General features: G+C 35.7%; 7 protein-coding genes. 6 read left to right on the top strand and 1 reads right to left on the bottom strand.

The genetic code is table 11. The features are described 5' to 3' along the window. Positions 1 to 3: 3 nt before the first annotated feature. The 6 genes from ABXT06_RS09595 (at position 4) to ABXT06_RS09570 (ending at position 12,162) form a co-directional block, all read left to right on the top strand. Positions 4 to 2,244: a GH92 family glycosyl hydrolase gene (locus ABXT06_RS09595; protein ID WP_354590556.1), complete on the top strand. Its 2,241-nt coding sequence runs from the start codon at positions 4 to 6 to the stop codon at positions 2,242 to 2,244. Between the two features lie 13 nt (positions 2,245 to 2,257). Next, a complete protein-coding gene (locus ABXT06_RS09590; RefSeq protein WP_354590555.1) occupies positions 2,258 to 4,918 on the top strand; it encodes a glycoside hydrolase family 3 protein in 2,661 nt (886 codons plus the stop codon). 263 nt (positions 4,919 to 5,181) lie between these two features. Then, on the top strand, positions 5,182 to 8,268 hold the full coding sequence (locus ABXT06_RS09585) for a SusC/RagA family TonB-linked outer membrane protein (protein WP_354590554.1): 3,087 nt from the start codon (positions 5,182 to 5,184) through the stop codon (positions 8,266 to 8,268). A gap of 16 nt (positions 8,269 to 8,284) precedes the next feature. After that, positions 8,285 to 9,871 (top strand): SusD/RagB family nutrient-binding outer membrane lipoprotein, encoded by a 1,587-nt coding sequence (locus ABXT06_RS09580; protein WP_354590553.1) that lies wholly within the window; start codon positions 8,285 to 8,287, stop codon positions 9,869 to 9,871. A gap of 143 nt (positions 9,872 to 10,014) precedes the next feature. After that, the gene (locus ABXT06_RS09575; protein ID WP_354590552.1) at positions 10,015 to 11,061 is read left to right on the top strand and encodes a sialidase family protein; all 1,047 of its coding nucleotides are present in this window, start codon (positions 10,015 to 10,017) and stop codon (positions 11,059 to 11,061) included. A gap of 147 nt (positions 11,062 to 11,208) precedes the next feature. Then, positions 11,209 to 12,162: a M20/M25/M40 family metallo-hydrolase gene (locus ABXT06_RS09570; RefSeq protein ID WP_354590551.1), complete on the top strand. Its 954-nt coding sequence runs from the start codon at positions 11,209 to 11,211 to the stop codon at positions 12,160 to 12,162. A 418-nt stretch (positions 12,163 to 12,580) separates the two neighbouring features. Here the strand turns inward: ABXT06_RS09570 and ABXT06_RS09565 are convergent, their stop codons facing one another. Then, on the bottom strand, positions 12,581 to 13,912 hold the full coding sequence (locus ABXT06_RS09565; RefSeq protein ID WP_354590550.1) for a DUF4374 domain-containing protein: 1,332 nt from the start codon (positions 13,910 to 13,912) through the stop codon (positions 12,581 to 12,583). Positions 13,913 to 13,926: the final 14 nt, after the last annotated feature.

Genomic DNA, 13,926 nt, shown 5'->3' with positions numbered 1-13,926 from the left:
CCTATGGTTTTAAATACAAATAAATTTAAAACAGCATGTATTTTTTACATGCTGTTTTTTAGCATTACCATTTTTGCGCAAGAGCCAGCAGATTTTGTAAATCCGTTTATTGGAACTTCTAATTATGGCGCAGCTTTTCCCGGACCAATCGCTCCACGCGGAATGGCAAGTATCAGTCCGTTTAATGTGGCTGGAGTAAAAAATACTCCAATGGAAAAAGATAGCCAGTGGCTTTCGAATCCATATGTGAATGAAAATACTTTCTTGACTGGATTTTCTCAAGTAAATTTAAGTGGAGTTGGCTGTCCAGATTTGGGGGTTATTTTATTGATGCCGACAACTGGAAATGTAGAAATCGATCATTTAAAATACGGATCTACTTATTCTAACGAAGTTGCAAAAGCTGCTTATTACAGTGTAAACATCGATAAGTACAAAGTAAAAGGCGAATTCACCGCTTCAAAACGAGTTGGGATTAGCAGATTCACTTTCCCGAAAGGGCAATCTAATATTTTACTAAATCTTGGATTGGGATTAACAAATGAAGAAGGCGCGATGGTAAAAGTCGTTTCTTCTACAGAAATTGAAGGAATGCGTTCAGTTGGTTCATTTTGTTACAACAGTCCAGAAGATGCTTACCCAGTTTATTTTGTGGCTCAATTTTCTAAACCTGCCGATAAATTTGGGGTTTGGAAAAAACCTGCAAAATACAACGGCGTTGAAGCGCAATGGATGGGTTACAACGGAAAATCGAGAATAATGGAAAACACCATTAAAACCGTAGTAGGTGATAGTATTGGAAGTTATTTTACGTATAAATTCGAAAAACAAGAAACGGTTGAAGTGAAGATTGGAATTTCGTATGTAAGTATCGAAAATGCCCGTGAAAACTTAGCAAAAGAAGTGGGTAACAGATCTTTTGATGCAATTTACAAAGAAACCTACAACGAATGGAACGAAGAATTGTCTAAAATTTTGGTTGAAGGCGGTACAAAAGAGGATAATACGATTTTCTACACAGCTTTGTATCACACTTTAATTCACCCAAATACTTTAAATGATATTAACGGACAATATCCCGTAATCAAAAGAAGTAAAATTGCTAAAACCGATGACACTCGTTATACCGTATTTTCTTTATGGGATACGTACCGAAATGTACACCCATTGATGTCTTTGGTTTATCCGAAACAGCAATCTGATATGGTAAAAAGTATGTTGACTATGTTTGATGAAAACGGCTGGTTACCCAAATGGGAACTGAATTCTACTGAAACTTTTACCATGGTTGGAGACCCTGCAAGTATTGTAATTACGGATAGTTATATGAGAGGAATTCGTGATTATGATGTTAATAAAGCCTATTATGCAATGTTGAAAGGCGCAGATAATATTGAAAATAATCCGCTTCGCCCTGGATTGAAAGATTATATCAAAAAAGGATATTTGACAACCGACAACAAAGGGCCAGTTTCGACGACTCAGGAATATAATATTTCAGATTATTCTATTTCGCTTATGGCCAACGAATTTGGTGATAAAGACAATGTAAAACGTTTTAAAGAACGTTCATTATCCTACAGAAAATTATTCGATAAAAACTTAAATCTGCTTCGTCCAAGAACGCCAGACGGAAAATGGTACGAACCATTTGATCCTGCTTCGGGAGCCAATTTTGAAGAAAATGTTGGTTTTATCGAAGGAAATGCTTGGCAGTATGCTTTTATGGTTCCTCACGACATTATCGGATTGAAAAAATTAATGGGAGGTGATATACCATTTTCGGCACAATTGCAGAAAATCTTCGATAGCAAACAGTTTGATATGGCAAACGAACCAGATATTGCCAATCCGTATTTGTTTAATTATGTAAAAGGCGAAGAATACAAAGCTCAGGATATGGTAAAGAAATTGGTTCACGAATATTTCAAAAATGAACCAAAAGGATTACCAGGAAATGACGATACAGGAACAATGTCCGCTTGGTTGGTGTATTCGATGATGGGAATTTACCCAATATCGCCAGGAGATCCAATTTATACGATTACGACGCCAATGTTTCACAGAGTGACTATTAAATTAGATCCTAGATATTATAAAAAAGAAAGCATCATCATTGAAAGACAAGAAAATAATGGTGGAAAAATCAATTCGATTGAGCTAAACGGAAAATCACTTAATACCTTTTTTATTTCGCACGACGCTTTTGTGAACGGAACAAAACTTAAAGTGATTCAAAACTAAACACAACACAACTATGTTACAATTAAGAATGAAGAAAACGGCCATTATTTTTGTAATGGCTGTTGGTTTTTTAAACCAAACCCATGCCCAGAAAAAGTATCTGTATCAGGATGCGAAAGCGCCTGTTGAAGACAGAGTGAAAGACTTATTAAGCCGTATGACGCTTGAAGAAAAAGTGCGTCAGATGGATATGTACAGAGGAGATTTTTTTAAGGATAAAGAAGATTTTGCTAAAGGTAAATCGGCTGAAAAAATCGGCAAATTAGGAATTGGAGCGATTCATGATTTGTATCCGCGTTCAGCGAAAATGATTAATGATTTGCAGACTAATGTAATCAAAGGAAATCGTTGGGGAATTCCGGCGCTGATTATGTGTGAAATGCTTCATGGATATTTAGACGAAGGAAGTACCGCTTTCCCAATGAATATTGGTCTTGGTGCCACTTGGGATATTGCTATAATGGACAAAGTAGGAAAAGTTATTGGTATGGAAGCCAGAGCGCATGGCGTTCATTTTGGTTTTGGACCAAATTTAGATTTAGGACGCGAGCCAAGATGGGGACGTGTTGCTGAAACTTTTGGTGAAGATGCTTTCCTAAATAGTGAAATTGGTTTGGCTTTCATTAAAGGAATGCAGGGAGACGATTTAAAATCGGATCGTTCTATTATTGCAGAACCAAAACACTTCGCGGTTCACGGTATTCCACAAGCGGGAGGAAATTCTTCGCCGATTTTAGTTGGAGAACGTTCTGCGAGAGAAGATCATTTACCATCTTTCGAAAAAGCATTTACAAAAGGTGGTGCTTTAGGAACAATGTGCGCATATTCTGAGTTAGACGGAATTCCTTGTGCAGCCAATCATTGGTTATTGACGGATGTTTTAAGAAAAGAATGGGGCTTTAAAGGTCTTGTAGTTTCAGATTTAGGAGCTATTAAATATATTCAGACAACTCACAAAGTGGCAGATTCTCCAAAAGATGCTATTAGAGAAGCGGTTTCAGCTGGTGTAGATATGCAGTTTTATGATTTTTCGAACGAGTTCTGGCAGAGTACTGTTATTGAATTAGTAAATGAAAAGAAATTGACAACAGAAAACATCGACCGTGCGGCGGGAGCAGTTTTACGTTTGAAATTCTTATTAGGATTATTTGAAAATCCGTACACAGATAAAAATCTGATTAAAGAGCGTTTTCATACTCCAGAAAATCAAGCTGTTGCTTTAGAAGCGGCGCAGAAATCAATGGTTTTATTGAAAAATGATAACAATACTTTGCCTTTAAGTAAAAACTTGAAAAACATTGCGGTTATCGGACCAAATGCAAATGCTTCAAGATTGGGAGGTTATGCTCCAAAAAATAGTGTTGGAATGACGGTTTATGAAGGAGTTAAAGAATTGGTTGGGAAAACTGCAAATGTGGTTTATGAAGAAGGAGTTCCGTTAATCGTAAAAGGACAAATTATTCCATCTAAATATTTATTTACTCCAGACGAATCTCAAAACGGATTAAAAGGAGAATATTTCAATAACAGAAACTTAGAAGGAACGCCAGCTTTGACTCGTATTGATAGTCAGTTAGAGTTTGACTGGCCTTGGGCGCCTGGTGATGGAGTGAATGTAGATGATTTTTCTATCAGATGGACAGGATTCTTAAAATCAGATCAAGCATTAGACGGGTGGTTAGGTTTAAGTTCTGATGACGGAATCAGAATGTATATTGATGATCAATTGGTTATCGACAACTGGACAAAAGGAGCTACAAGCATGGTTACCGTTCCAAAAAACATTGAAAAAGGTAAAAAATACAAAGTCCGCATTGAAATGTGGGAAGGAGGCTGGGGAGCCAGAGCTCATTTCCGTTGGAATTTAGAAAAAGTAAATCTACAGCCAGCAATCGATGCTGCTAAAAAAGCAGATGTTGCGATTGTAGTGTTGGGAGAATCTAACGAATTGGTTGAAGAAAACAGAGACGTAGCTTCTTTAGACTTATTCGGAATTCAACAGCAATTGATTGAAGAAATTCAAAAAACAGGAACTCCTGTAGTTTGTGTATTATTAAACGGTCGTCCGCTTTCTACAAACTGGATTGCTGAAAACATTCCTGCAGTTTTAGAAGGATGGTTCCCAGGAGAATTAGGAGGAAGAGCAGTGGCTGATGTTTTATTTGGAGATTACAACCCAGGTGGAAGATTACCAATTACAGTTCCAAAATCAGTTGGGCAGTTACCTATATATTATAACCAGAAACCATCTGCGATTCATAAATATGTTGCAGAAAGCGAGCATCCTTTATATTCATTCGGTTACGGATTGAGTTATACGAAGTTTGAATATTCTAATTTAAAACTGAATACTACCGAAATTAAGCCAAACGGAGAGGTAAAAGTTTCTGTTGATGTTAAAAACGTTGGAGATAGAGATGGAGATGAAGTGGTTCAATTGTATATTAATGATGTTTACAGCAGTACAACAACTCCTGAAAAAACATTAAAAGGATTCAAAAGATTAAATATCAAAAAAGGCGAAACAAAAAATGTTGAATTTACACTTACACCAGATGAGCTATCTCTTTGGAACAGAGAAATGAAGCGCGTTGTAGAGCCCGGAGATTTTGAAGTGATGGTCGGCGGAAATTCGACCGATTTGCTTAAAACTAAATTCAAGGTTTTGAACTAAAAACCCAAAAACGCCGAAGATTTTTCGGCGTTTTTGCTTTAAAAAAATGAATACAATTATAAAAGGTTAAAATAACTTCAATTAATAAAGTTTTAGACTTTAAAATAAGGCAGAGTAGGATTACAAATGAAAACGTTTTCTTTCAATTAAACGGTAAACATTTACCAACACCTTTTCAAAAATGTCATTTGTCGAAATAATATTTTGTTAACAGAATGTATTCTTAAGTTTAACATGTTATTAACTCTAAAAAAACAACTAATATGATTAAAAACGTACTAAAATTACTGTTTGTCATATGCCTTTTCGGGTTTCAAGCCCTAGAAGCGCAGACAACAGTAAAAGGAACGATAACAGATGCTCAAAGCGGGATCCCGATTCCTGGAGCAAATATTATTGTTAAAGGAACTAAAACAAGTGCTTCAACAGATTTTGACGGTAAGTACAGCATTAGTGTTCCTAATCAGTCAGCAGTTTTGGTTTTTACTTATGTAGGATCTGCTACAAAAGAAGTTGCTGTGGGTGCACAAACTACAATTAATGTAACTCTAGGGCCAGATACACAGCAGTTAGGAGAGGTAGTGGTTACAGCTCTTGGTATTAAGAGAGAGAAAAAAGCTATTACGTACTCTGCACAAAACGTTTCTGTAGATGAGTTATCAGAAGCAAGATCATTAAACGTTGCCAACTCACTTTCTGGTAAAGTTGCAGGTCTTAACTTCTCTACTACTTCAAACGGTGTTGGTTCTTCTTCTAGAATTACTTTAAGAGGTAACAGATCTCTTAATGGTAACAACCAACCTCTTTATGTTGTAGATGGTGTGCCAATTAGTAACGGAACAACAAACACAAATCCTGATATTGATACAGGAGGAACTACTCAGCCTGATGGTATCTCTAACATTAACCCAGAAGATATTGCTTCGATGACTGTTCTTAAAGGACCATCTGCAGCGGCTCTTTACGGTTCTAGAGCATCAAATGGTGTAATCGTAATTACAACTAAATCTGGTAAATCTGGAAAAACTTCTGTTTCGTTATCATCTAACTTTATGGCATCTTCTGCTTATAACTTGATGAATTTACAAAACGAGTATGGTCAAGGTACAAACGGAAACTATGTTTCTAACTCAAGCTCAAGCTGGGGTGCGCCTTTAGACGGACGTCAGGTATCTGCTTGGCAGTTGGTTCGTAATCCAAATTATGCTGGACCTGCGACACAAAGCTATTCTCCACAGCCAAACAACGTTATTGATTTCTATAAAACAGGTTATAACTTAGCAAACACGTTAACAGTTACTGCTGGTAACGAAAAAGCGCAAGGTTATTTCTCTTATACTAACACACGTGCAGAAGGTATTGTGGGCGGAAACAAAATGGATAGGCACAATCTTAACTTAAGATTGACAAGCAAGATTTCTGATAAATTATCATTGGATGTTAAAACAAACTACATCGTTCAGGATATCGATAACTTATTGAGAACTGGTGAAGAGTCTATCGGAACATCTGCTTATTTACTGCCTCGTAGTATCGCTTACAACGATTATAAAGATTTCGAATATTTTGATGCTGCAGGACAAAGACAAGTAAACTATTTTCTTGATGAAACTGGTGCTCCAGGTGGAAACCCATTCTGGTCTGCTTTAAGAGATGATGCTCGTACAGATAAAAGAAACAGGTTTATTGGTTTAGCTTCTCTTAAATATGAGTTTACAAAAACGTTAAGCTTACAAGGTAGAGCTGGTTTAGACCAAATGACAAACAAAAACGTAAGAAACAGATATGCTACGGCAGCTTTCAATAGCAACCTCGGTTCTTATAGCGAATCTTATGAAACAGTAAGCGAATTAAACGTAGATGCTTTACTTTCTTACAATGAAAAATTCGGAGATTTCTCTGTTGGTCTTAATGCTGGTGCGAGTTCATTGCAGCAAAACAGTTCAGCTTTGAATTCTGGAGGCGTTTTAAGTAAAAGAAATTACTTCGCTTTATCAAATGTTCAGACGGTTCAATCTACTTCTACAGCTTCAGAAAAAAGAATTAATTCTATTTATGGATTTGGTCAGATTGGTTTCAGAAACTACTTATTCTTAGATTTAACGGCTAGAAATGATTGGTCATCTACTTTACCAGAAGATTATTTCTACCCATCTTTCGGACTTTCAGCAGTTATTTCAGATATGGTTACATTGCCAGAAGTAATTAGCTTTGCTAAAGTTAGAGCTTCTTACGCAGAGGTTGGTAACGATACAGATCCTTATCAGACACAGCAAAGATTCTCTTATATTGGAGGAAATGGTGGTATGCTATACGGACAGAATACAAAAGCAAATCCAAACTTAAAACCAGAGATTTCTTCTTCTACAGAGTTTGGTGCCGATGTTAGATTTTTCAACAACCGTTTAGGTTTAGATTTTACATATTTCAATACATTGACCAATAACCAAATTTTCTACATTAATACACCAGAGTCTTCTGGATTCTCTAGAGCTATCGTCAATGGTGGTGATATTGAAAATAAAGGTATTGAGTTAACACTTACTGCTACTCCAATTCAAACAGAAAACTTTACTTGGGATATTACAGCAAACTACGCTTCTTATAAGTCAAAAGTAAAATCAATCTATGACGGAAGAGATGAATTAGTAATTGGTGAAGGACGTTTAGTGAGAAGTAAAGTGGTTGTTGGAGGTGAATATGGTGATTTATACATCAAAGGTTTCCAAAGAAATGAAGCTGGACAAATTCTTGTAAATAGTGCTGGTATTCCATTAGCTACAAATGGTTTTGACGTTCGCGCTGGTAACTTTAACCCAGATTGGACTGCAGGTTTCAAAAATAATTTCAAATACAAAGATTTCTCATTAAGCTTCTTAGTTGACTTCAGAATCGGTGGTGAAGTTATTTCATACACTCAAGCTAGACAAGCTGGTTTAGGGGTTAGCGATATTACTTTAGCAGGAAGAAATGGCGGAATCATTGTGGATGGTGTTGTAGATAACGGAAACGGAACTTACTCTCCAAACACAACAAGCATCAATGCTGAACAATACTGGACAGCAATCGGACAGAGAACTCCTATTGCAGAACCATTTGTTTATGATGCAACAAATATCAGATTAAGAGAGCTTGTTTTTGGTTACTCAATGCCAAAACGTTTATTAGGTAACTCAGGATTTTCAAGTATCGATTTCTCATTAGTAGGTAGAAATTTATTTTTCTTCTTGAATAAAGCAGAGCACTTTGATCCAGAAGCAGGAGCAGGTACAGGTAACTTACAAGGTATAGAATCTTTCAATATTCCATCGACGAGAGATTATGGAGTGAATGTTAAATTCGGATTTTAATTAAAAAAGAGATATCATGAAATATAGTTTTAAAATAAAAACACTAGGAGTTGCATTAATGGCAGTTTCGATTTTATCAAGCTGTACTGGCGATTTTGATGAAATAAACAAAGATCCTAATTCATTGACTGAAGATCAGTTAGATGCTACATTGGCAGGACCGGCATTTGCATCTGCGTTATATGCGGGTATACATAACGGGTCTTATTCATCTCCAGGTGTTGATGATCATGGAACATGGGGTATCGCAACTGGTATTTTGCCATCCACTTTTGTGCAATATAATAGTGTTCCTTATGGTACAGAAAGAAATGCTTTTGTTAATGGGTATGAAGGACGTGCATGGTCAAAATTTTATACGGTTGCAGTTCCAGCTTTAAACAATGCAATTAAGGCGTCTGAAGGAAATGCTGAAGCATTGGCAGTTTTAAAAATCTGGAAAGTTTTCATGTACAATCAAATGGTTGATGCTTATGGACCAATTCCTTATAGTCAAGCTGGTAATGGTAAAGAAAGTGTACCTTATGATAGTGTAGAGTTTATTTACGACGACTTTTTTAAATTATTAGACGAAGCAAATGCAGCATTAACTTCGACTTCTGTAACTTCGGTTGCTTCTCTTGCCCCAAATGATAGAGTTTATGCTGGAAGTGTTGATAAATGGAGAGTTTTTGGAAATAGTTTGAGATTGCGTTTGGCTTTAAGAATTTCTGATAAAGATTCAGGAAGAGCAAAAACTCAAGCTGAAGCCGCTGTAGCTGCTGGAGTTATGCAAGCAAATGATCAAAGTGCCTACTTTAAAGCGAGTAATATTACTCCGAACAACCTAAATATGATTGTAAATAGTTGGGGTTATGTAATGACTTCTTCTATGGAAAGTATTTTAGTTGGATATAACGATCCGCGATTAGCAAAATGGTTTTCTCCAATTGACACTGGCGTTTACAGAGGAAGACCAGTTGGAGGATTGCAAGATCAGTTTGGAACTACTAAATTCTCTACTTTTAATAATGATGTTTTAGGAAATGGAGCAGCTAACAATCTTAGTGAAACTAAAAACATTGAAATCTTTATGGCTTCTGAGAACTACTTAAGCAGAGCAGAAGGAGCTTTAAATGGATGGAACATGGGTGGAGATGCCAAAACTTTGTATGAAACAGGTATTAGATTATCTATGATACAATGGGGAATTAACGATCCAGCAGTAATTAGTGCCTATATTTCGGGGTCAACTTTGCCAACTTTGCCAAATGTTTTAACGGTTTATCCAACATTAGATTTACAAGATATTCCAGTAAAATTACCAGTTGCTTGGTCTTCGACAGAATCGAATCAAAGAACACAAATAGCAGTTCAAAAATATTTGGCAATTTTCCCTGAATCTTGGGAATCTTGGGCAGATTTACGAAGAAGTGATGCTAAAGTAATCTACCCAGTTTTAAACACTGATAATCCAGATGCTGGAGTGGGCAAATCTTTGATGAAAAGAATTATTTACACGACAAACGAGTACTCAGCAAACAAAGTTGGCGTAGATGAAGGAGTTTCTAAATTAGGAGGTCCAGATTCAGGTGGAACAAGACTTTGGTGGGACACAAAATAATTAATTTGGTAAAGTAAAAGATCAATCGATTTGTTACTTGAGCAGAAGGAGAGGTAACTCTCCTTTTGTTTTTTATGAAGGCCAGTGAATTTTTGCCCCAACTTTAATTCATAACATACAATATTAATTTTCATCAAAATAAAATGATTTTAAAGACAAAATATACTGTTGCAGCATTGTTTGCTTTATTTCTTTTTTCTAATGGAATAAAAGCACAGATAAAAGCTGTAAATATTGAAAGCAGTTATATTGCCGATCCGCGTGTTACAACCAATAGCCATGCCTCAACTTTGGTCGAATACAAACCAAACGAAATTCTAGCCGCTTGGTTTGGCGGAAAATACGAAGGTGCAAAAGATGTCGGAATTTACATTTCGGCTTATAAAGACAAAAAATGGTCTGCGCCTAAAGAACTGATTCAGCCATTGATTAAAAACGGAGATACATTGCCATGTTGGAATCCAGTTTTGTTTAAAAGCAAAAGCCAGAATTTGTATTTGTTTTATAAAATTGGAAAAAATCCGAGAGAATGGTTTGGCGCTATGATGGTTTCAAAAGATAACGGAACAACTTGGGGAGAACCAAAATATCTTCCAGACGGAATTTTAGGGCCAATCCGAAACAAACCAATCGAAACCACTCCAGGCATAATTTTATGCGGAAGCAGCACAGAAAGCGTCAACACAGACGAATGGCGTGTACATGTTGAAGAATACACAGAAGCAACAGATTCTTGGAAGAAAATAGCGGTAGAAAATAACCAGAATTTTGATGTTATTCAGCCGACATTTTTAATTCATAGTGCCAGTGATATTCAAATGCTGTCTCGAAGCAAACACAATAAAGTAGTTTCTAGCTGGTCGGGCGATAATGGTAAAAGTTGGATAAGAACCAATACCATAAATGTGATCAATTCTAATTCTGGTATTGATGCTTTGACAGTTAATAAAAACCTGTTTTTGCTAGTAAATAATCCGCTTCCAATAGGTAAAGATTGGTTTAACGGACGAAATATTCTAGATGTTGAATATTCTAAAGATGGTTTAAATTGGACTAAACTATTCGATCTAGAAAAACAAGAAAAAGGGGAGTTCAGCTATCCAGCCATAATCCAAACCACAGACAAAAGAATACACGTTTTGTATACTTATGATCGAAAATATATTAAACATACCTCTTTTGAATTATAAGATAATGGAACGCTGATAAAACGGATTCACTTCGTGAAAACGCTGGTTTTTACGGATTTTTTATTTTATTTTTTTAAATCTGTGGTTATCCGCGTCTTTGCAAAGCAAATCCGTTTCATTTGTGTCTCATTTTATAGATTAACAATTATGAAATTAAAACTTCTTTTTACCAGTGTATTTTTTTGCTGCGCTTTAGTGAATGCACAAAAGGCAGAGACCTTTTACAAACATGATAAATATCTTTCATCTGATCAATTAGAAGGCCGTTTTGTGGGGACTAAAGGAAATAATGATGCAGCGGCATATATCAAAAAATATTTTAAGAAATATGGTTTGCAGCAATTCAATGATAGTTATTATCAGCCTTTCAAAGTCTTTGTCAAAGAAGGAATAAATAAAATGAAATCGGATAGTGTGGCAACGCAAAATGTTGTTGGTTATATCGAAGGTTCAGATTCTAATTTGAAAAACGAATACATAGTAATCGGTGCACATTACGATCACTGGGGCTGGGGCGGACAAGGTTCTGGAAGTAAAAAGAAAGAAGCTTTTGCCATTCATAACGGTGCAGATGATAATGCGTCTGGAGTTTCGGCTTTGTTGTGCATTTTAGAAGAAATTTCAAAACAGAAAGTAAAACCAAAACGAAGTATCATTTTTATTTCGTTTAGCGGAGAAGAAGAAGGATTATTAGGTTCAAAATATTTTGTAAATCATCTTCCAGTTCCTAAAGAGTCAGTAAAAGTAATGCTCAATATGGATATGGTCGGAAGATTGAATGATAAAAAAGAACTTTATATGGGCGGAGCAGGAACTTTTCCGAATGGAGTTGAATTAATGAAAAAACTCCAAGAAAACTCAGGACTAAATCCTGTTATTCACGCAGGAGATGTTGGAGGTTCAGATCATGTTTCTTTCTACAAAGAATCTATTTCTGCGGTTGGTTTTCATACAGGCGGACATCCGCAATACCACACGCCAGATGATGATATTGAACTTATTAATTCAGATGGAGGAGCATTGGTTTCAAAATATATTTTTAATGCACTTATAGAAATAGCCAATTACGAAGGGGCTTTGTTTTTTATCAAACAGAATTAAAACAGAATAGTTTTAACTAAAAAATAAGTTGTTGGCTAATATAATTTAACACATAGAAACATAGTTTTTGTAAATTTAAAAAAGGCGTTTCACTCATTTAAATACACATAGCTATGTGTTAAAGCTTGCTTTTTCTCTACTATTAAAAAGAAACAATAAAAATCTATGTTTCTATGTGTTGAAATTAAATTTTGTTCAATTTCACAAAATGAGTTAAGTTAATTAGTTTTTGTTTGTTAGAAAAGACGGTGTCTATTAAGTGCTATAGACGCCGTCTTTTATTTAAAGTTTAAGTGATTGTTTCAAAATTCTAATTATAAAAAAACATTCCGCTTACTATAAATAGAAGCGGAATGTTCGATTAAAAAAAAACTCAAGTGATGAATTTTTCACAGACTGCTTTCACAGTCGTATATTTTTAGAATACTCCAATGTAGTGGTTTCCTGGTTTGTTCAATAATTTGGCACCTTTAGTAACTTTTCCAGAAGGAATATCAATTACATAAATGTTACCGTCTTTTCCAACTGGAGTTACAGCAATGTAGAAATTGTTTCCATCAACTACAAAACCTTGATATTGACCGAAATCTAAATCAGCATCATAATCAATGCCATCTACTTTTTGAGCAGTTCTTGCATTCAAATCAAGTCTTGCTAAATAACCTTGGTTCGTTCCTTCAAAAGTATAAACCGCATAAGCAATTCCGTTTCCAACATATCTCCAAGCGTCGATATAGCTTCCTTTAACTCCTAAAGCAGTATCTAAACTAAATACATAATTGTCGTCGTATTGATTGTTCTGGTTAATTTTTAAGATATAAGAACCTTTTTGAGTATCTCTTTGAGTTGCTTGGTAAATGTTTCCGTCAGTAGCCACAAAACTGTTGAAACTTCTGTATCCGCTAGTATCACCAAATCCAACTTTTGAAGTAATTACTACAGGATTTTCTAAAGAAGGATAATCAACCACAACAGACTTAGATCCTAAACGTGTAAAAGAACTTTCGTTTTTAGAAGGGTCAGCAGTGTTTGTTTTACGCATCCATGTTCCGATGATTAATTTGTTTCCTGCTTTGTTTAATGTTGGAGCATCTAAACGGAAAATATGGTGACCTTGTGCTTCTTCTTCAGCGCTCAACGGAATATCGTATTGTTTGTAAGCTGAGATTAAAGTATTCTGCATATCCAAAGATAATACAGTTGCTTTTCCTCTTGTGTTTTTATATGATTTGTCTTCGTTTACATTCACAACGGGAGCAGTTACATTTACTGCGATACCAGTTTTATCTCCATCAAAAAGTTTTACCCATCTAGGAGTTACTCCTGCATATTGGGAAATGTTAACTTTAGCAGTCGATTCTAAGAAATTATTGGCTCCGTTAACTTTATAAGTCATAAACTCACCGCCATTTGCGCCATTATAAGTAATGTTAAAAAGCGTATTTCCGTCTACAGAAGATTGCAAACGAGCTGTTCTGCTAGATTGAACTGGCGAACCTTGATCGTAAACGTTTACAGAAAAGTTTGGGTCAATAGCGTTTTGTTTGCTGATAGCATAAATTTTAGTTCCGCCGTTTCCGTCTCCTGGATCTGTCTGCATTAGTGCTCCAGCTACTGTAATCCAACGACCATCTGTTACTGGATTAACAGGTTCAGAACTTTTGTTATCGTCGCTGCTGCAAGCTGTGGTCAATGCAAATGCACCAACTAGCAAGCTAGAAGTAAATAATTTAATTGTGTTTTTTTTCATTTTTATTGCATTTA

The sequence above is a fragment of the Flavobacterium sp. UW10123 genome, from assembly GCF_040538975.1.
Taxonomy (GTDB): Bacteria; Bacteroidota; Bacteroidia; order Flavobacteriales; family Flavobacteriaceae; genus Flavobacterium.
The sequence above is the reverse complement of the archived record's forward strand: the minus strand, read 5'-3'. Positions and strand labels throughout refer to the sequence as shown.